Origin of the sequence: Telluria aromaticivorans (genome assembly GCF_013003915.1) — a bacterium.
Taxonomy (GTDB): domain Bacteria; phylum Pseudomonadota; class Gammaproteobacteria; order Burkholderiales; family Burkholderiaceae_D; genus Telluria; species Telluria aromaticivorans.
This window is the reverse complement of the sequence record NZ_JABAIV010000004.1, coordinates 49,963-70,117: the sequence shown is the minus strand read 5'-3', so window position 1 is coordinate 70,117 and position 20,155 is coordinate 49,963. Positions and strand designations below refer to the sequence as shown.

General features: G+C 64.3%; 17 protein-coding genes. 16 read left to right on the top strand and 1 reads right to left on the bottom strand.

What is annotated here, in order from left to right:
- Nucleotides 1–130 precede the first annotated feature (130 nt).
- Nucleotides 131–2,347 carry a hybrid sensor histidine kinase/response regulator gene (locus tag HGB41_RS12935; protein ID WP_171085015.1) on the bottom strand — a complete coding sequence of 739 codons (2,217 nt, stop codon included), beginning with the start codon at nucleotides 2,345–2,347 and terminating at the stop codon, nucleotides 131–133.
- 164 nt (nucleotides 2,348–2,511) lie between these two features.
- On the opposite strand from HGB41_RS12935, the gene ubiE reads away from it, so the two are divergent.
- The 16 genes from ubiE to HGB41_RS12855 all read left to right on the top strand — a co-directional run bounded on the left by ubiE (nucleotide 2,512) and on the right by HGB41_RS12855 (nucleotide 20,140).
- Nucleotides 2,512–3,246, top strand: a complete 735-nt coding sequence (ubiE, locus tag HGB41_RS12930) for a bifunctional demethylmenaquinone methyltransferase/2-methoxy-6-polyprenyl-1,4-benzoquinol methylase UbiE (protein WP_171085013.1) — start codon at nucleotides 2,512–2,514, stop codon at nucleotides 3,244–3,246.
- 21 nt (nucleotides 3,247–3,267) lie between these two features.
- Complete coding sequence (locus tag HGB41_RS12925) at nucleotides 3,268–4,242, top strand: Tim44 domain-containing protein (RefSeq protein WP_212760934.1); 975 nt, start codon at nucleotides 3,268–3,270, stop codon at nucleotides 4,240–4,242.
- A gap of 110 nt (nucleotides 4,243–4,352) precedes the next feature.
- On the top strand, nucleotides 4,353–5,000 hold the full coding sequence (locus HGB41_RS12920) for a ubiquinone biosynthesis accessory factor UbiJ (protein WP_171085009.1): 648 nt from the start codon (nucleotides 4,353–4,355) through the stop codon (nucleotides 4,998–5,000).
- Nucleotides 5,000–6,592 (top strand): ubiquinone biosynthesis regulatory protein kinase UbiB, encoded by a 1,593-nt coding sequence (gene ubiB / locus HGB41_RS12915; protein WP_171085007.1) that lies wholly within the window; start codon nucleotides 5,000–5,002, stop codon nucleotides 6,590–6,592. Before HGB41_RS12920 ends, ubiB begins: the two co-directional genes overlap by 1 nt.
- A complete protein-coding gene (locus tag HGB41_RS12910) occupies nucleotides 6,579–7,199 on the top strand; it encodes a methyltransferase (RefSeq protein WP_171085005.1) in 621 nt (206 codons plus the stop codon). The genes ubiB and HGB41_RS12910 overlap by 14 nt, the downstream gene beginning before the upstream one ends.
- 460 nt (nucleotides 7,200–7,659) lie before the next feature.
- Nucleotides 7,660–7,998, top strand: coding sequence for an FmdB family zinc ribbon protein (locus HGB41_RS12905; protein ID WP_171085003.1), 339 nt, complete (start codon nucleotides 7,660–7,662; stop codon nucleotides 7,996–7,998).
- 65 nt (nucleotides 7,999–8,063) lie between these two features.
- Nucleotides 8,064–8,651: a DUF502 domain-containing protein gene (locus HGB41_RS12900; RefSeq protein ID WP_171085001.1), complete on the top strand. Its 588-nt coding sequence runs from the start codon at nucleotides 8,064–8,066 to the stop codon at nucleotides 8,649–8,651.
- A gap of 73 nt (nucleotides 8,652–8,724) precedes the next feature.
- Nucleotides 8,725–10,521 (top strand): aspartate--tRNA ligase, encoded by a 1,797-nt coding sequence (gene aspS, locus HGB41_RS12895; RefSeq protein ID WP_171085664.1) that lies wholly within the window; start codon nucleotides 8,725–8,727, stop codon nucleotides 10,519–10,521.
- Between the two features lie 207 nt (nucleotides 10,522–10,728).
- Nucleotides 10,729–11,181: a dihydroneopterin triphosphate diphosphatase gene (nudB, locus tag HGB41_RS12890; protein WP_171085000.1), complete on the top strand. Its 453-nt coding sequence runs from the start codon at nucleotides 10,729–10,731 to the stop codon at nucleotides 11,179–11,181.
- A gap of 71 nt (nucleotides 11,182–11,252) precedes the next feature.
- A complete protein-coding gene (locus HGB41_RS12885; RefSeq protein ID WP_171084998.1) occupies nucleotides 11,253–12,062 on the top strand; it encodes an endonuclease/exonuclease/phosphatase family protein in 810 nt (269 codons plus the stop codon).
- Between the two features lie 5 nt (nucleotides 12,063–12,067).
- Nucleotides 12,068–13,228 carry a cardiolipin synthase ClsB gene (clsB, locus tag HGB41_RS12880; protein WP_171084996.1) on the top strand — a complete coding sequence of 387 codons (1,161 nt, stop codon included), beginning with the start codon at nucleotides 12,068–12,070 and terminating at the stop codon, nucleotides 13,226–13,228.
- A 23-nt stretch (nucleotides 13,229–13,251) separates the two neighbouring features.
- Nucleotides 13,252–13,632 (top strand): RNA-binding S4 domain-containing protein, encoded by a 381-nt coding sequence (locus HGB41_RS12875; RefSeq protein WP_171084994.1) that lies wholly within the window; start codon nucleotides 13,252–13,254, stop codon nucleotides 13,630–13,632.
- Nucleotides 13,633–13,988: 356 nt separating this feature from the next.
- Entirely contained in the window at nucleotides 13,989–14,618 is a 630-nt protein-coding gene (locus HGB41_RS12870; protein ID WP_171084992.1) for a TetR/AcrR family transcriptional regulator, read from the top strand.
- 55 nt (nucleotides 14,619–14,673) lie between these two features.
- Nucleotides 14,674–16,464: an acyl-CoA dehydrogenase C-terminal domain-containing protein gene (locus tag HGB41_RS12865; RefSeq protein ID WP_171084990.1), complete on the top strand. Its 1,791-nt coding sequence runs from the start codon at nucleotides 14,674–14,676 to the stop codon at nucleotides 16,462–16,464.
- Nucleotides 16,465–16,494: 30 nt separating this feature from the next.
- Entirely contained in the window at nucleotides 16,495–18,891 is a 2,397-nt protein-coding gene (locus tag HGB41_RS12860) for a 3-hydroxyacyl-CoA dehydrogenase/enoyl-CoA hydratase family protein (RefSeq protein WP_171084989.1), read from the top strand.
- Between the two features lie 52 nt (nucleotides 18,892–18,943).
- Nucleotides 18,944–20,140, top strand: coding sequence for an acetyl-CoA C-acyltransferase (locus HGB41_RS12855; protein WP_171084987.1), 1,197 nt, complete (start codon nucleotides 18,944–18,946; stop codon nucleotides 20,138–20,140).
- The last annotated feature ends 15 nt before the right edge of the window (nucleotides 20,141–20,155 follow it).

Below are 20,155 nucleotides of genomic sequence, written 5' to 3'. Positions count from 1 at the left end.
TAAGCCGGATCTGGTCCGGTCACGTATGACTTCTATTTAAACAGAAAAAGCAACTTTTCGGCGCACGAAAATTGTCGAGTTGGTAATCCGCATCGAAAAAATTCCCGTAGGAATCAATGCCTTAGGGAATCTACGTATTCGCGGTGGAGTTCGCCAGCAGCGCCACCAGCTTCTCGATGGGATAGGGTTTGGCGAGCACCTGCACGCCCGGGATGGCGGCCTGGCGCGCGGTGTAGCCGGTGGCCAGCACCACCGGCAGCGTGGGGTAGCGCCGGCGCACGATATGCGCCAGGTCGATGCCGCTGACCGATCCCGGCATCACGATGTCCGAGAACACCACGGCAGGGCGGGCGCCGCCGTCGAGCAGGGCCACGGCCTGGTCGCCATGCTCGGCAACCAGCACCTCGAACCCGGACTCCTCGAGCGCGCGGGTAACCGCTTCACGCACCAGCGGGTCGTCCTCGACGAACAGCACCTGGCCGCGCGCGCGCGGCAGCGCGCCTGCCTGGACCGCCGGCTGGACGGGCTGGGTCGCCTGCGCCGCCGCCCGCGCACGCGGCAGGTAGAGCGCCACCCGCGTGCCCCGGCCGGGCTCGCTGTCGAGCACCAGCAGTCCCTGCGACTGGGTGGCAAAGGCATAGGCTTGCGGCAGGCCCAGGCCGGTGCCCTGGCCCTGGCCCTTGGTGGTATAGAAGGGGTCGAGCGCGCGCGCCAGCACCTCGGGCGCCATGCCGCTGCCGCTGTCCTGCACGCTCACGCACACATAATCGCCGCGCGGCAGCGTGCCTGGCGGCTGCGCCAGGGTGACATTCCGGGCCTCGATGCGCAGCACGCCGCCACGCGGCATGGCGTCGCGCGCGTTCATCGCCAGGTTCAGCAGCGCCAGGTCGAACTGCAGCGGCTCGACCGTCACCGGCCACGGGGCGTCGTCACAGGCGACTTCGAGCGTGATGTCCTCGCGCAGCGCACCGGCCATCAGCTGCAGCGCACTGCGCAGCTGGTGGCCGGCATCCACGGTTTCCTGGCGCGCTTCCTGGATGCGCCCAAAGGCCCCGAGCTGGCCGGTGAGGGCGGCGGCGCGCTGCACGGTTTTCTTGCAGGTCTGGACCAGCTGCAGCACTTTCGGCTGGGTGGCCGTGAGTTCGGCCAGCTGCAGCGCGGTGCTCAGCGTCTGCAGCAGGTTGTTGAATTCGTGGGCAATGCCGCCGGTCAGGCGTCCCAGTGCCTCGAGTTTCTGGGCCTTGAGCAGGGCGCCCTGCACGCGCTCGGTGGTGGCGACCGCCTCGGCCACGCGCCGCTCCAGTTCCTGCTGCGACTGATGGATCTGCCGCCCGGCCTCGGCCATGCGCCGGGCCACGCCGTCGATCTCGGTCAGCCCTTGCGGCTGGTAGCTCAATTCCTTGCCCTGGCCGAGTTCGTCCGCGCTGCGGCCGAGGTATTCGATCGGGACGATAGCGCGCCGCGCGAGCCGGTGCGCCGCCAGCACCCCGGCCGCCAGCAGCGCCGCCATCAGGCCGCCCAGCAGCGCGGCTGCCTTGAGCGGCACGCGGTGGATTTCACTGGTCGGGATGCTGATCAGCACCTTCCATTCAGACAGCGGCACGGTGCTGAAGAAGGCACGCACGTCGACGCCGTCGAGCGTTCGGCTCTCCCAGACGCCTTCCTTGCCGGCATTCAGGCGCTGCCGGATCACCGGGCTGGCCCCCTGGCCGACGAAACGCTCCGGGCGGCGCGAGCGGGCCAGCACCACGCCCTGGCGGTCGACAATGGTGGCGATCCACCCACTGCGGAACCCCTGGCGCTCGACCAGCTTCTGCAGTGTCGCCACGTTGATTCCCATGACCAGGTGATAGCGCAGGGTACCGCCGATCGTCACCGGTACCTGTACCGTGTAGTCGAGCCGCTTGCCGATCGGCGCCATGAACACGTCGGACACCAGCGTGCCTTCCCGACCATGACGCTGCATCAGGTCGCCGAGGTTGGAAGAGCGTCGCACCGGCAGCGCTGCCCCGAATGGCTTGCGCGAGTTGATCAGTTGCCGCCCGTCGAGGTCAGCCAGCACGATGACGGTTTCCATACCGGGCGCAATGTGGCGGGCATGGTCGTAGAATTCGCGCAGCCGGCCGTCACGCAGCGAGGGCGCGCCGGCCAGTGTATGCAGGATCCCTTCGTGGGTCCGCAGTTCGTTGTCCACCATGAGCCCGAAGGCGCGGCTGGCCTCGCTGACGCCTCTCTCCTGCGCTGTCTGTTCTTCGCGGTAGACGTAGGCCACTGCCAGCGCCGCCGCAATGAACGAAGGCACCAGGATGGACAGCACAAGAATCAGCAGGCGTGTGCGGATGCGCATGGAGGGGAAGACGGGCCAGGGGCCGTCAAATCCGTCATTATACTTGAGGCAACTTTTTCGGTGCGGCAATCTCGCAGTTGGACACTGGCGCAGGGGCCGGGCAGGGTGGCGTGGGTGTATGGCGCCTGCTTGTATAATGTGGCAACACTAATCCGCCACTATATATGACGAATACCACCCACTTCGGCTACAAGACGGTCGCCGAGGACCAGAAGGTCCAGGAAGTCGCCAAGGTTTTCCATTCGGTCGCAGCCAAGTACGACGTCATGAACGACCTGATGTCGGCCGGCCTGCACCGTGCCTGGAAGATGTTTACGATCGCCCAGGCCGGTGTGCGCCCGGGCTTCAAGGTGCTCGACATTGCCGGCGGCACCGGCGACCTGGCCAAGGCCTTCGCGAAGCAGGCCGGCCGCACCGGCGAGGTCTGGCTCACCGACATCAACGAGTCGATGCTGCGTGTCGGCCGCGACCGCCTGTTGAATAAGGGCCTGGTGACCCCCACTTTGTTATGCGATGCCGAGAAGCTACCGTTCCCGGACAATTATTTCGACCGGGTCAGCGTGGCCTTTGGCCTGCGCAACATGACGCACAAGGACCAGGCGCTGGCCGAGATGCGGCGCGTGCTGAAACCCGGCGGCAAGCTGCTGGTGCTGGAGTTCTCGAAAGTCATCGCGCCGCTGCAGAAACCGTATGACGTGTATTCGTTCTCGGTGCTGCCATGGCTGGGACAGCAGATTGCCGGCGACGCCGAGAGCTACCGCTACCTCGCCGAATCGATCCGCATGCACCCGGACCAGGACACCCTGAAGACGATGATGATCGACGCAGGACTGGAGCGGGTCCAGTATCACAACCTGACGGCGGGTGTGGCTGCCCTGCACACCGGCATCAAACTGTAAGCTTATTGTAGAGGCATGATCATGAAAAAATTCCTGGCTACGATGTTGTTGGCGGTCACCGCCGTCTCGATGATTGCGGAAGCCACCGCGCGCCCGATGGGCGGCAAGCGCTCGATCGGGCGCCAGTCGCAATCGGTGCAGCGGATGCCGGCGCCGGCACCGGCGCCAACGCCCGGTTTCCAGCAGCGTCAGCCTTCGGCCGTGCCGGCTACCGCCGGTGCTGCCGGCGCAGCCGCTGCCGCCCGCACGGCGCGCCCGAGCATGTGGAAGGGCTTGCTGGGCGGCGCGCTGCTCGGCCTCGGCCTGGGCGCACTGCTGTCGCACTTCGGCATCGGCGGCGCCTTTGCCAGCGTGATCTCGGCGGTGCTGATGATCGGCCTGCTGGCACTGGCCGTAATGTTCATCATCCGCATGTTCCGCCGCAAGGACACCCCGGCCAACCCGGCCTTCGGTGGCTATGCCAATCCGCAGGCGGTGGGCGCCGCTGCCGGTTCGGTAGGCACGCCGGAAATCGGTTCCGGCCTGCGCCAGCCGGTCGGCTTCCAGGGCCAGCAACACGGCGGCGGCGTCTCCCTGGGCAAACCGGGCGCCGCCACCATGGGCTCGCATAACCAGTGGGGGGTGCCGGGCGACTTCGACCAGGCCGCCTTCCTGCGCCATGCCAAGTCCTCGTTCATCCGCATGCAGGCAGCCTGGGACCGCGGCGACAGCAGCGACCTGCGCGAATTCACCACGCCGGAAGTCTTCGCCGAGCTCAAGATGCAGATCCAGGAACGCGGCGCCGCCGCCGACTTCACCGACGTGGTGACGATCGAGGGCCAGCTGCTGGGCATTGAGACCACCGCCACCGACTACCTGGCCAGCGTCCAGTTCGACGGCATGATCCGCACCGCCCCGAACGCGCCGGCCGAGCCTTTCGTCGAGGTCTGGAACATGTCCAAGCCCCTGTCGGGCAATGGCGGCTGGGTGCTGGCGGGCATTCAGCAAGTGCAATAAGAATTATTTTTTAGTAAAGTTCCCGTGCTGCCGGGATTGAGCCCGGCAAACTGGTAAGATCAAAACCGCCCGAACCATCGGGCGGTTTTTTTTCAACAACGTGTGCTGCCATGTCCCCGAGCTCCTCCATGCTGTCGGCCCCAGCGGTCGCCACGATCAACCACCTGCTGGCCCAGGAAGCCTGGGCGCGCGATGCGCTGCGTCTGCACGCCGGCAAGGAAGCCTGTATCGATACCGGGCAGCTGCAGTTGCGCCTGCGCGTGGCGCGCGACGGCATGCTGGAAACCAGCCAGGGCGAGGGCGCGGCCAACGTGACCATCCGCGTCAAGCTGGCCGACCTGCCGCTGATCGCGCAGAACCGCGACCGCGCCTTTTCGTACGTGAAAATCGAGGGCGATGCCGAATTCGCCAACACCATCTCGGCGCTATCCAGAGGCTTGCGCTGGGATGCCGAATACGACCTGGAACGCCTGCTCGGCCCGCTCGCTGCGCGCCATCTGGTGCAAGGCTCGCGCGGCGCGGCTGAAGGTGTGCTGGGCGCCGGCCGGCGGCTGGCCGAGAACCTGGCCGAATTCCTGCTCGACGAACGCCAGGTGCTGGTGCGTCCGGCCCAGGTCGGCGAGTTCGCGGCCGACGTGGTGCGCCTGCGCGACGACGTCGAGCGCACCGCCAAGCGCATCGCGAAACTGGAGGCGCGCCTGGCGCAGGCCGCTCCCGCTACACCCGCAAGCGCAACACTGACTTCTTCGGATCACTGATGATATTGAAATTCCTGCGCCTGGTAAAAATCCTCACCATTGCCACCAAATACGGTCTCGACGAAATCGCGGTGACGAGCCTGCAGGCCCCGCGCACCGCGCGCTTCATGAATACCATGTTTTTCTGGCGCCGCATCACCTCGCCGCGCGCGATCCGCCTGCGCATGGCGCTCGAAGAGCTGGGCCCGATCTTCATCAAATTCGGCCAGGTGCTGTCGACCCGGCGCGACCTGATGCCCCAGGATATCGCCGACGAGCTGTCGCTGCTGCAAGACCAGGTGCCGCCTTTCGATTCCGATCTTGCCATTGCCCAGATCACGACCTCGCTCGGCGCCCACCCGGACGAGCTGTTCGCCAGCTTCGAGCGCACGCCGGTGGCCTCCGCCTCGATCGCCCAGGTGCACTTCGCAACACTGAAAAACGGCACCGAAGTCGCGGTCAAAGTCCTGCGTCCCGGCATGAAGAAGACCATCGACGAGGACCTGGCGCTGATGGACCTGGCGGCGCGCCTGATCGAACGCGTGTGGGCCGACAGCCGGCGCCTGAAGCCGCGCGAAGTGGTGGCCGAGTTCGACAAATACCTGCACGACGAGCTCGACCTGATGCGCGAGGCCGCCAACGCCAGCCAGCTGCGCCGCAATTTCGCCAATTCGAATTTGCTGATGGTGCCGGAGATGCACTGGGACTATTGCTCCAGCAGCGTGATCGTCATGGAACGCATGCGCGGCATCCCGGTCTCGCAGATCGACCGCCTGGCGGCCGAAGGCGTGGACCTGAAAAAGCTCTCGAGCGACGGCGTCGAGATCTTCTTCACCCAGGTATTCCGCGACGGCTTCTTCCACGCCGACATGCACCCGGGGAATATCCTGGTCTCGGTCGAGAAAGAGACCTTCGGTCGCTACATCGCGCTCGACTTCGGCATCGTCGGCACGCTCACCGATTTCGACAAGGATTACCTGTCGCAGAACTTCCTGGCCTTCTTCCGGCGCGACTACAAGCGTGTGGCCGAGGCCCACATCGAATCGGGCTGGGCGCCGCGCAATACCCGCGTGGACGAGCTGGAATCGGCGGTGCGCGCCTGCTGCGAGCCGATCTTCGACCGCCCGCTGAAAGACATTTCCTTCGGCCAGATCCTGCTGCGCCTGTTCCAGACGTCGCGCCGTTTCAATGTGGAAGTGCAGCCGCAACTGGTGCTGCTGCAAAAGACCCTGCTCAACATCGAAGGCCTGGGCCGCCAGCTCGACCCGGAGCTCGATTTGTGGAAGACCGCCAAGCCGTACCTGGAGCGCTGGATGGGCGAGCAGGTCGGCTGGGGCGGCATGGTCGAGCGCCTGCGCGCCGAAGCGCCGCGCTATGCCCACATCTTCCCGCAACTGCCGCGCCTGCTGCACCAGGCGCTCGAGCACCATGCCCATGCCAGCATTGGCCACACCGGCGGCCATCCGATGTCGAATGCCGACCTCATGGCCCTGGTCATGGCCGAGCAGCGCCGCACCAACCGCCTGCTGGGCCTGATGACCTTGCTCGGCCTGGTGGCGGGCAGCCTCGGCATGGCAGCGATCGGCTGGTTCTTCGTCTATGGCGGCGGCTGAGCCCCCCTTCGATAAGCGCGACCCGCTCAGCCCGCATTTCTGGGACGAGCGCTTCGCCAGGGAGTTCACGCCCTGGGACCGCGGCGGCGTGCCGCAAGCCCTGCGTGGCTTCGTGGCGCGCAACAGCGGTCCACTCACCACCCTGATTCCCGGCTGCGGCAGTGCCTGGGAGCTGGCCTTCCTGTGCGATGCCGGCTGGGACGCAGTCGCCATCGACTTCGCCCCCGTTGCGGTCGCGCGCGGCAAGGCGCTGGCGGGGCAGTGGAGCGAACGCGTGCTGGAAGCCGATTTCTTTGCCTGGCAGCCGGCGCGCGCGCTCGATGTCATCTACGAATGCGCCTTCCTGTGCGCGCTGCCGCCGGCCATGCGCCCGCAAATCGTGGCGCGCTGGGCCGAACTCTTGGGGCCAGGCGGCAGGGTAGGTGGCTTCTTCTTTTTTGACCAGGTAGCAAAAGGTCCGCCGTTCGGTATCGGGCGGGAGGAGCTGGATGCCTTGATGGCGCCGTGTTTCGCGTGCGTCGAGGATGTGGCGGTAACGGATTCGATTCCCGTGTTTGCCGGCAAAGAGCGGTGGATGGTGTGGGTCAAGCGTGCCACGCCCCTGTGATCAGACGTTCATCGTAGCGTGGGCAAGTTCCTTGTCCACGCGTTCAATCAGTGCAGGAACAGCCCGTGCGTCAGTGCATATGCGATTTGGACGCGCGGGCGGGAGGACCCGCCCACCCTACAACCCCAAAAGAAAAGCCCGCATGCGCGGGCTCTTTGAAGTACAGCGTTCTTTTACGGACCAGCGGCGGTGCAGCACCGCGCAATCTTCTGTTTCTTCTTCAACTTCGGGCGGCAGAGCCAGCTCTACCACCGCATGTCGTTGGGAAAGATGCTATTTAATCACCCCAGCTGCTATTGAGCAAACGAAACAATTATTGACGATGAAGAAAAACAACACCCGATCCGCATGGCGGGGCCGGCGCAAAGCCGTCGCTGGCGGCAACTGCAGTCCAAACGGGCAAAACTTCACGTAAAAGCTTTATAATTCAGGGTTTTGTAGATTTTTGCGGAGTAACGAGATGCCGATTTACGCCTACCGCTGCGATGAATGCGGATTTACCAAAGATGCCCTGCAAAAAATTTCCGACCCAGTGCTGACGGTCTGCCCGTCGTGCGGCAAGGATGCTTTTAAAAAGCAGGTAACTGCTGCCGGCTTCCAGCTCAAGGGCTCGGGCTGGTACGTCACTGATTTCCGGGGCGGCAATGCGCCGGCCACGGGCGCTGCGACAGGCGCAGCCGCAGGAGCAGCTTCGACCACTGCGCCAGCCGCGTCAAGCGAGGGCAGCAGCGCAGGCAGCAGCACGGCCAGCACGCCGGCCCCGGCCGCAGCCACCGGCGGCGACAAGAGCGGCGCCTGAGCCACACGCAATCAAGCAAATGCTGGCGCCCGCAAGGGCTGCAGCCATAAAAACAAGTGAATTCGATGCGCAAATATTTCCTGACCGGCCTGCTGGTGCTGGTGCCCCTGGCAATTACCGCCTGGGTGCTGAGCCTGATCATCAGCACGCTGGACCAGTCGCTGCTGTTCGTGCCGGAAGCCTGGCAGCCGCACACCATGTTCGGCCGCGACGTGCCGGGCGTGGGCGCCGTGCTGACCCTGGCCATCGTGTTCGTCACCGGCCTGCTGACCAACAACCTGGTCGGCCGCTGGGTGGTGAAGGTGGGCGACCGCGTGATGAAACGCATCCCGGTGGTCAGCTCGCTCTACGGCAGCGTCAAGCAGGTGTCGGACACGCTGTTCTCGTCCTCGGGCAATGCGTTCCGCACGCCGGTGCTGATCCCGTACCCGCACGCGGATTCCTATACGATTGCCTTTCTCACCGGCGTGCCGGGCGGGGACGTCAAGAACCACCTGGTGGGCGACTACGTGAGCGTGTACGTGCCGACCACCCCGAACCCGACCTCGGGCTTCTTCCTGATGATGGAACGCAGCAAGGTCGTGGAACTGAACATGTCGGTCGACGCGGCGCTGAAGCACATCGTCTCGATGGGCGTCGTCGCTCCCGAATAAGCAATACCGAACAAAAGAATACGGGCCTTGGCCCTGCCGAATCAACCAACCTGGAACGAAAACTATGTCCACCATGCGTACTCACTATTGCGGCCTCGTTACCGAGGAACTGCTGGGCCAAACCGTCAGCCTGTGCGGCTGGGTGCATCGTCGCCGCGACCACGGTGGCGTGATCTTCATCGACCTGCGCGACCGTGAAGGCCTGGTGCAGGTGGTCTGCCATCCGGACAACGCCGAGGTCTTCAAGGCCGCCGAGCACGTGCGCAACGAGTTCTGCCTGCGCATCACCGGCACCGTGACCAACCGCCTGGAAGGCACGGCCAACGCCAACCTCAAGTCCGGCAAGATCGAGATCAACGCCAGCAGCGTGGAAGTGCTGAACCCGTCGGTGCCGGTGCCGTTCCAGCTGGACGACGACAACCTGTCGGAAACCACCCGCCTGACCCACCGCGTGCTCGACCTGCGCCGCCAGCAGATGCAGCACAACCTGCGCCTGCGCTACAAGGTGTCGATGGAAGTGCGCAAGTACCTCGACAACCTGGGCTTCATCGACATCGAAACCCCGATGCTGACCAAGTCGACCCCGGAAGGCGCCCGCGACTACCTGGTGCCGTCGCGCGTCAACGCCGGCAACTTCTTCGCGCTGCCGCAATCGCCGCAGCTGTTCAAGCAGCTGCTGATGGTCGCCAACTTCGACCGCTATTACCAGATCACCAAGTGCTTCCGCGACGAAGACCTGCGCGCCGACCGCCAGCCTGAATTCACCCAGATCGACTGCGAGACCTCGTTCCTGACCGAGCAGGAAATCCGTGACCTGTTCGAAGACATGATGCGCGTCGTCTTCAAGAACGCCGCCGGCATCGACCTGCCGAACCCGTTCCCTGTCATGGACTTCGCCACCGCGATGGGCATGTACGGCTCGGACAAGCCGGACATGCGCGTCAAGCTCGAATTCACCGAACTGACCGAGCTGATGAAGTCGGTCGAGTTCAAGGTCTTCAACAGCGCCGCCAACATGACGGGCGGCCGCGTGGTCGGCATGCGCGTCCCTCAGGGTGGTTCGATGCCGCGTTCGGAAATCGACGCCTACACCCAGTTCGTCGCGATCTACGGCGCCAAGGGCCTGGCCTACATCAAGGTCAACGAGAAGGCAAAAGGCCGTGACGGCCTGCAGTCGCCGATCGTCAAGAACATCTCGGACGACGTGCTGGCCCAGATCCTGGAACTGACCAAGGCCGAAGACGGCGACCTGATCTTCTTCGGCGCCGACAAGGCCAAGGTAGTCAACGATGCCATCGGCGCGCTGCGCGTGAAGATCGGCCACTCGGAATTCGGCAAGAAGGCCGGCCTGTTCGACGACGTCTGGTCGCCGCTGTGGGTCATCGACTTCCCGATGTTCGAGCACGACGAAGAAAACAACCGCTGGACCGCGACCCACCACCCGTTCACCGCACCAAAAGACGGCCACGAAGACATGCTCGAGACGAATCCGGGCGCCTGTATCGCCAAGGCCTACGACATGGTCCTGAACGGCTGGGAAATGGGCGGCGGTTCGATCCGTATCCACCGCGAAGAAGTCCAGAGCAAGGTGTTCCGCGCCCTGAAGATCGATGCCGAAGAAGCGCAGTTGAAATTCGGCTTCCTGCTCGACGCCCTGCAATACGGCGCGCCGCCGCACGGTGGCCTGGCCTTCGGCCTGGACCGCCTGGTCACCCTGATGACCGGCTCGGAATCGATCCGCGACGTGATCGCCTTCCCGAAGACCCAGCGCGCCCAGTGCCTGCTGACCAACGCGCCATCGGAAGTCGACGAGAAGCAGCTGAAAGAGCTGCACATCCGCCTGCGTGCTACCGAGCCTAAGGTAGCCTGAGGGTGAACCTCGATAAACCTACTGCGCGTCGGATTGTCGGCCTGCGATGCTCGCTGTACGCAAGTACAGCTGCGCTTCTCGGCCAACACTCCTTCCGCTCGCTACGGTTTCTCGAGGTTCCTTGAATTCCGTAGGGTGGGCGGGTCTCCCGCCCACGCGGTCAACTAAACTGGGAGCAGCCGCGCTGTTTCGTCTGCTTGCAAGGCAATGCCCCATAAAATCCCTGAATCGGTTTTGGTCGTGATCCACACCCCCGCCATGGAGGTGCTGCTGATCGAGCGCGCCGACCGCCCGGGCTTCTGGCAATCGGTCACCGGCTCGCTCGACACCCCAGACGAACCCCTGGAGCAAACCGCAGCCCGCGAACTGTTCGAGGAAACCGGCATCCATGCCGACGGCGCCACCATCCGCCTGCACGACTGGCGCGTCTCCAACGTCTACGAAATCTACCCGGTCTGGCGCCACCGCTACGCCCCCGGCGTCACCCACAATACGGAACACGTGTTCTCGGTCTGCGTCCCGCGCGATATTCCCATCCTGCTGAGCCCGCGCGAGCACCTGCATTACGCCTGGCTGCCGCACCTGGAAGCGGCCGACCGCTGCTTCTCGTCCTCGAACGCCGAAGCCATCCTGCAATTGCCCTGGCACGTCTCCTCTTAAGAGTTCCCTACAAGCGCACGATTGGGGCCGGTTCAAGATGGCAGGACGCGCGATGTTGTTAGAATGTCCCCATGAAAATTCGTGTGGCTACCTACAACATTCACAAGGGCGTTTCCTCGCTGCGCAGCACGCCGCGGGTGATCGCATTGAAGAAGGCAATCGCCGAATTCCATGCCGATGTCGTCTTCCTGCAGGAAGTGCAGGGCAGGCATGACCGTTTCCATGCGCGCTATGGCAAGGAGGAGCTCGCTCACCACCACTGGCCCGAGGAAGCACAGCACGAGTATTTCACCGGTGAGGCGCATCACAGCGCCTACGGCATGAACGCCGTGTACGACCACGGGCACCACGGTAATGCCTTGCTGAGCGCCTTCCCGATCGAAAATTCGCACAACCACGACATCTCCGACCACGCCTACGAGCAGCGCGGCATCCTGCACTGCGTGCTGGAGACCACCGCCGGCCCGGTGCACTGCTACGTGGTGCACCTGGGCCTGTTCGAAAGCGGCCGCGGACGCCAGACGGCTGCCCTGATCGACCACGTCAACACCTCGTCGCACGGCGAGCCAGTGATCATCGCGGGCGACTTCAACGACTGGCGCAATACCCTGAGCGACCGCCTGCGCAACGCGCTCGGCGTGGTCGAGGTATTCGACGAAATCACGCCGAGGTCGCCGATGGGCGACATGGTGCGCAGCTGGGCCGGCCGCCAGCCCCGGCTGGCGCCGGCACGTACTTTCCCGGCCATGCTGCCGTGGTTCCGCCTCGACCGCATCTATGTGCGCGGCTTCAAGGTCGATAACGCCCAGGTGATGCACGGCCCGCTGTGGGCCAAGCTGTCCGACCACGCGCCGATCGTGGCGGAACTCCAGCTGTCTTAGCGCCTATGCGCTCGGTCGCTTTCGTAGACAACAACGACGTCACCCTGCTGGAAAGCGGCACCGCCTACTTTCCGGCGCTGATCGCCGCCCTCGACGCGGCCCGGTACGAGGTCCTGTTCGAAACCTATATCTTTGCCGAGGACGAGACCGGGCACGAAGTGCGCGACGCATTGAATCGCGCCGTGCGCCGCGGCGTCAAGGTGCGCGTGCTGGTCGACTGGATCGGCACCGAGCACCGCCCCGCGACGCGCCTCGGTATCGCCTTTGCCGACGCCGGCGTGCAATACCGCGTGTTCAACCCCTGGTGCAAGCGCGGCATCGCGCGCTCGCACCGCAAGATCGCCGTCATCGACCGCGAAATCGCTTTCGTCGGCGGCATCAACATCAATGACGACATGCGCTGCGACCATGCCGATCACCAGCGCCTGGCCGCGCCGCGCTGGGATTTCGCAGTGCGGGTAACGGGGCCGCTGGTCGCCCAGATCCACGACGAAGCCCGCGGCCAGTGGCTGCGCGCGGGCCGCCTCGGGCTGAAGCAGCGCCTCGAACTGTTCAAGGAGTCGCGCAAGCTGCCGCCGACCTCCTGCGCCTATCCGGCGCGCGCCGCCTTCGTGGTGCGCGACAACCTGCGCAACCGCTCCACCATCCAGCGCGCCTACCTGCAGGCGCTTGGCCGTGCGAAGCACAGCGTGCTGCTAGCCACCCCGTACTTTGCCCCTGGCCGCAAGTTCCGCAAGGCGCTGGCCCATGCGGCGCAGCGCGGCGTCGAGGTGACGCTGCTGATCGGGGTAGGGGAGTTCGGCATCCAGGACGCGGTCGCGCATTCCTTCTACCCGAAGCTGCTGGCGGACGGCATCAAGGTGGTCGAGTACCGCAAGACCCAGCTGCATGCAAAGGTCGCGGTGGTCGACGACGACTGGGCCACGGTCGGGTCGAGCAATTGCGACGGCCTGTCGCTGTTCCTGAACCAGGAAGCCAATGTGGTGGTGCTCGACCAGAAATTCGCCGCCACCATGCGCGAGCACATCGAGCGCGGCATCGCCGATGGCGTGCCGGTGTGCGCAGACGAGTTCGGGCACATCGGCTGGTGCAGGCGTGCGAGCTATGGCGCGGCCTACCTGTTGTATAAACTGGTGATGCGGATCTTCGCGATCGGCTATGCATAACGGGACGAATGACAGGATTACTTATGGAAGACAACAACGTACGACTCGACAAATGGCTGTGGGCGGCGCGCTTTTTCAAGACGCGCTCGATGGCGACCGATGCGATCGACCGCGGCCGCGTGCGCATCGACGGCGAACCGGTCAAGCCGGCGCGCAACGTGAAGCTCAACGACAAGCTGACCATCGACAACGGCTCCGACCGCTGGGAAGTGATCGTCGCCGCCATCTCGGACAAGCGCGGCCCGGCGCCGGTGGCGCGCGAGCTGTATTTCGAGACCGACGAGAGCACGACTAAGCGCGAGAACGATAAAACCGCGCGCAGGCTGTTCCCGGAGCCGAGCCTGGAGATCAAGGGGCGGCCGACCAAGCGCGACCGCCGGGCGATCGAAAAAGCCGGTTCATAAGAATATCGCTACACCGTAGGGTGGGCAGATTCTGCCCACGCGTTCAAACCGTGGTAGTGCCGCCCGCGCGGCTATTCTTATCCTACCGATCACCGCGTGGGCGGGAGAACCCGCCCACCCTACGAAAATCACCGCACGACCGTCCAAAAATGCGGTACCTTTACATCTGCGACAACGTTGTCCCGGCTGCATCCGGCCGGGAACGTCCTGCAGGCGGTTTCTCCACCTGCCGTTGTCTTGCATCAATAGAACTTCGCCTCTAAGTTCCCGTTTGACATTTCAAGCCTGGTAGATAATAGTACGAGCGTTCGGATTTTTTCGATTCAGGGGCCGTTATCACTACTTCAGCAAAATTCATGCGCAAGGGCGAACTCACGCGAGCGGCAATTCTCGACGTGGCGCTCGAGCTGTCCAGCCGCGACGGACTGGAAGGCCTGACTATCGGCCTGCTGGCCGACCGGATGAACATGAGCAAATCCGGCGTGTTCGCGCATTTCGGTTCGCGCGAAGACTTGCAGCTCGAAGTCGTCAAGCTCTACCACCACCGCTTCGAGCAGGAAGTGTTCTACCCGAGCGTGCGCGAGCCGCGCGGCCTGCCGCGCCTGGAGTCGATGTTCGACCGCTGGCTCAAGCGCGTGTCGGTCGAGATCGCGTCCGGCTGCATTTATATCAGCGGCGCCGTCGAGTACGACGACCGCCCGGGTCCGATCCGCGAAGAGCTGGTGTCGATGGTGCAGGCATGGCAGGGCGCATTGCAGCGCAGCGCACGCCAGGCCATCGAGGCGGGCGACCTGCGTCCCGATACCGATGCCGAACAGCTGGTGTATGAAATTTATGGGCTGATCCTGGCCCTGCACCACGACGCCCGCTTCCTGCGCATGCCCGGCTCGGTCGAGCGCGCACGCCGCGGTTTCGAGCGGCTGATCGAGAATTACCGTAATCCGAATTTGCCATCCCTTTCGCCGCAAGGCAGCCCGGTGCAGTAACGCTTTCGTTACGCCGGAAGTCACAACACACATCACCTTCGTTCAGGAGAAAACCATGGGTCAGTACGTCGCGCCAATCCGGGATATGCAGTTCGTTCTGCACGAATTCCTCAACGTCAGCGAAGAGTTCAAGAACCTGCCTGCCTACCAGGAAATCGACGCCGACATCATCAACCAGGTACTGGAAGAAGGTGCGAAGTTCACGCAGGAAGTCCTGTTCCCGCTGAACCACTCGGGCGACCGCGAAGGCTGCCATTTCGACACCGCCACCAAGGCCGTCACCACGCCGAAGGGTTTCAAGGAAGCGTATAAACAGTATGTCGAAGGCGGCTGGGCTGCGCTGGCATGCGATCCGGAATACGGCGGCCAGGGCCTGCCGGTGTCCCTCAACAACTCGTTCTACGAGATGTTGAACTCGTCGAACCAGGCATGGACCATGTACCCGGGCCTCTCGCACGGCGCCTACGAATGCCTGAAAGAACACGGCACCGACGAGCAGAAGAAGCTGTTCCTGCCGAAGCTGGTCTCGGGCGAGTGGACCGGCACCATGTGCCTGACCGAAGCGCATTGCGGCACCGACCTGGGCTTGCTGCGCTCGAAGGCCGAGCCCCAAAGCGACGGCAGCTACAAGATTTCTGGCTCGAAGATCTTCATCTCGGCCGGCGAGCACGACATGTCCGAGAACATCGTCCACCTGGTGCTGGCACGCCTGCCGGACGCACCGGAAGGCTCGAAGGGCATCTCGCTGTTCCTGGTACCGAAGTTCAACGTGAACGCCGACGGCTCGCTGGGCGAGCGTAACGGCATCGCCTGCGGCGCCATCGAAGAAAAGATGGGCATCCACGGCAACTCGACCTGCCAGATGAACCTGGACAGCGCAGTCGGCACCCTGATCGGCCAGCCGCACAAGGGCCTGCAGGCGATGTTCGTGTTCATGAACGCCGCCCGCCTGGGCGTCGGCATGCAGTCGCTGGGCCTGACCGAAGTGGCTTACCAGAACGCGCTGGTGTACGCCAAAGACCGCATCCAGATGCGCAGCCTGTCGGGCCCGAAGGCGCTGGACAAGCCGGCCGACCCGATCATCGTGCACCCGGACGTGCGCCGCATGCTGCTGACCGCGAAAGCCTTCGCCGAAGGCGCGCGTGCGCTGACCTCGTACATCGCGCTGCAGATCGACCGTGAGCTGAACCACCCGGACGAAGCGGTGCGCAAGGAAGCCGCCGGCGAAGTAGCGCTGCTGACCCCGATCGTCAAGGCCTTCATCACCGACAACGGCTGGATCGCGACCTCGGAAGCGATGCAGGTCTATGGCGGCCACGGCTACATCAGCGAGTGGGGCATGGAGCAGTACGTGCGCGACGCCCGCATCAACATGATCTACGAAGGCACCAACACCATCCAGTCGCTCGACCTGCTGGGCCGGAAGATCCTGATGGACAACGGCACCAAGCTGCGCGCTTTTGGCGAGAAGATCAAGGCGTTCGTGGAAGAGAATGGCCTGGACGAGTCGATGTCGGAATTCGTGACCCCGCTGGGCGAGCTCGGCGAAAAAGTCACCAAGCTGACCATGGAAATCGGCATGAAGGCCTTCCAGAACCCGGACGAAGTCGGCGCGGCCGCCGTGCCTTACCTGCGCGTGGTCGGCCACCTGGTGTTCAGCTACTTCTTCGCGCAGATGGCGAAGATCGCGCTGGCCAAGCAGGATTCGGACGACAAATTCTACGTCGCCAAGCTGCACACCGCGCGCTTCTACTTCGCCCGCCTGTACCCGGAAACCGCGATGCTGATCCGCCAGGCCCGTTCGGGTTCGGCCAATCTGCTGGCGCTGGACGCAGACCTGTTCTAACCCATCACGCTAACTCTTAGGAATAATTACATGTCCAATTTCATCGTCAAGAAAGTCGCCGTGCTGGGCGCCGGCGTGATGGGCGCGCAGATCGCTGCGCACTGCGTGAACGCCAAAGTGCCGGTCGTGCTGTTCGACCTGCCTGCCAAGGAAGGCCCGAAGAACGGCATCGTCCTGCGCGCCATCGAGAACCTGAAAAAGCTGTCGCCGGCCCCGCTGGGCAACAAGGACGACGCGGCCCTGATCGAAGTGGCCAACTACGAGGACAACCTCGACGTGCTGCTTGGGTGCGACCTGATCATCGAAGCCATCGCCGAGCGCATGGACTGGAAGCACGACCTGTACCAGAAGGTCGCCCCGCATATCGCGCCGAACGCGATCTTCGCGTCGAACACCTCGGGCCTGTCGATCAACAAACTGGCCGAAGGCTTCGGTGAAGAACTGAAGGCGCGCTTCTGCGGCGTGCACTTCTTCAACCCACCACGCTACATGCACCTGGTGGAACTGATCCCGACCACCTCGACCCGTCCGGAAATCCTCGACCAGCTGGAAACCTTCCTGACCTCGACCCTGGGCAAGGGTGTCGTGCGCGCCAAGGACACCCCGAACTTCATCGCCAACCGCGTCGGCATCTTCGGCATGCTGGCCACCATCCACGAAGCCGAGAAATTCGGCCTGTCGGTGGACGTGGTCGACGACCTGACCGGCGCCAAGCTGGGCCGCGCCAAGTCGGGCACCTTCCGCACCGCCGACGTCGTGGGCCTGGATACCATGGGCCATGTGATCAAGACCATGCAGGACACCCTGCAGGACGACCCGTTCTTCAGCCTGTACAAGACGCCTGAGGTGCTGGCGAAGCTGATCGAGAAGGGCGCCCTGGGCCAGAAATCCGGCGGCGGCTTCTACAAGAAGGTCGGCAAGGAAATCCAGCGCCTCGACTTCGCCACCGGCGAATACGTCGCAGGCGGCGCCAAGGCAGCCGACATCGTTGCCCGCATCCTGAAAGAGAAAGACCCGGTCAAGAAGTTCAAGGCCATGCGCGAATCGACCAACCCGCAGGCGCAGTTCCTGTGGGCGATCTTCCGCGACGCCTTCCACTACATCGCCGTCCACCTCGACACCATCGCCGACAACGCGCGCGACGTCGACTTCGCGATGCGCTGGGGCTTCGGCTGGAGCGTCGGCCCGTTCGAAACCTGGCAAGCTGCAGGCTGGACCCAGATCGCCCAGTGGGTGAAAGAAGACATCGACGCTGGCCATGCGCTGACCAATGCACCGCTGCCGGCCTGGGTGTTCGAAGGCCAGGTCGCTGAAAAAGGCGTGCACACCGCCGACGGTTCGTACTCGGCATCGAAGAACGCCTACGTGCCTGCGTCCGACCTGCCGGTGTACCAGCGCCAGCAGTTCCGCGCGCCGGTGCTGGGTTCGACGACTGTCGATCCTAAAACCTCGGGCACTACCGTCTTCGAAGACGAATCCGTGCGCCTCTGGCATGCGGACGACGAAGTGCTGGTCATCTCGCTCAAGACCAAGATGCACGTCATCGGCGAAGGTGTCGTGAAAGGCCTGCAGCGCGGCATGGCGGAAGCCGAAAAAGGCTACAAGGGCCTGGTGATCTGGAATACCGATGCGGCCGAAGGCGGCGCGTTCTCGGCCGGCGCCGACCTGCAGTCGGCCATGCCCGCCTTCATGATGGGCGGCGCCAAGGCAATGGACCCGATGGTTCGCGACCTGCAGAACGTCTTCATGCAGATGAAGTACTCGAACATCCCGGTCGTCGCCGCCGTGGCTGGCCTGGCACTGGGCGGCGGCTGCGAGATGATGCTGCACGCTTCCAAGCGCGTGGCCTCGATCGAGTCGTACATTGGTCTCGTTGAAGTCGGCGTCGGCCTGGTGCCGGCCGGCGGCGGCTTGAAAGAAGCCGCAGTGCGCGCCTTCACGGAAGCCAAGGGCAACGACATCCTGCAATTCCTGAAGACCGGCTTTACCAACGCGGCCACCGCGCAAGTGTCGAAATCGGCCCTGGAAGCGAAGGCCATGGGCTACCTGAAGGACGACGACGTCATCGTCTTCAACCCGTACGAGTTGCTGCACGTGGCGAAGACTACCGCGCGCGCCATGTTCGACGCCGGCTACCGCGCCCCGGCGCGCCGGCCAGTGACCGTCACCGGCCGCTATGGCTGGGCGACGATCCGCGGCCAGCTGGTCAACATGCGCGACGGCGGCTTCATCTCGGCCCACGATTACAAGCTGGGCGACATGATCGCCGAGATCGTGACCGGCGGTGACGTCGACCAGGGCAGCGTGGTGTCGGAGCAGTGGCTGCTCGACATGGAGCGCAAGGCCTTCATCGAGCTGCTGGCCAACCCGAAAACCCAGGAACGGATCATGGGCATGATGCAAACCGGGAAACCGGTACGCAACTGAGCAGTCCGTAACTAATCAGGCCACTGAGCGCGAACAGAACAGGATTACTGACATGAGCAAACAACTTCAAGACGCATACATCGTCGCAGCCACCCGCACCCCGATCGGCAAGGCGCCGCGCGGCTTCTTCAACAAAACCCGTCCGGACGACCTGCTGGTGCACGCGATCCGCGGCGCCATGGCCGCCGTGCCGAACCTCGACCCGGCCCTGATCATCGACGCCATCGTCGGCTGCTCGTTCCCGGAAGCGGAGCAGGGCTTCAACGTGGCGCGTAACGCCGTGGTGCTGGCAGGCCTGCCGAACACCGTGGGCGGCGTCACCGTCAACCGCTACTGCGCTTCGGGTATCACCGCCCTGGCCATGGCGGCCGACCGCATCCGTGTCGGCGAAGCCGACGTGATGATCGCCGGCGGCGTCGAATCGATGTCGATGGTGCCGATGATGGGCCACCACCCGTCGATCAACATGGACACCTTCAAGGACGAGAACGTGGGCCTGGCCTACGGCATGGGCCTGACCGCGGAAAACGTGGCCAACCAGTGGAAGATCTCGCGCGAAGACCAGGACGCCTTCGGCCTGGAATCGCACCGCCGCGCCATCGCCGCCCAGCAGGCCGGCTATTTCAAGGACGAGATCACCCCGGTCGAGATCATCACCCGCACGCCGAACCTGGCGACCGGCGAGATCACCGTGAAGCGCCGCACCGTGGACCTGGACGAAGGCCCGCGCGCCGAAGCGACGATGGAAGGCATGGCCAAGCTCAAGCCGGTGTTCGCGGCCAAGGGTTCGGTCACCGCCGCCACCTCGTCGCAGATGTCGGACGGCGCCGGTGCGCTGATCGTCGTCAGCGAGAAGATCCTGCGCGAGCACAACCTGACTCCGCTGGCCAAGTTCTCGTCCTTCGCCGTGCGCGGCGTGCCGCCGGAAATCATGGGCATCGGCCCGAAGGTCGCGATCCCTGCGGCGCTGGCCGCTGCCGGCATCACCCAGGACCAGCTGGACTGGATCGAGCTGAACGAAGCCTTCGCCGCGCAAGCGCTGGCCGTGATCCGCGACCTGGGCCTGGATACGTCGAAGGTCAACCCGATGGGCGGCGCGATTGCGCTGGGCCACCCGCTGGGCGCCACCGGTGCCATCCGCGCCGCGACCGTCGTGCACGCACTGCGCCGCAACAACCTGAAGTACGGCATGGTGACGATGTGCGTCGGCGCAGGTATGGGCGCGGCCGGGATTATCGAGCGCGTTTAAATCCAGAGGGTGGCC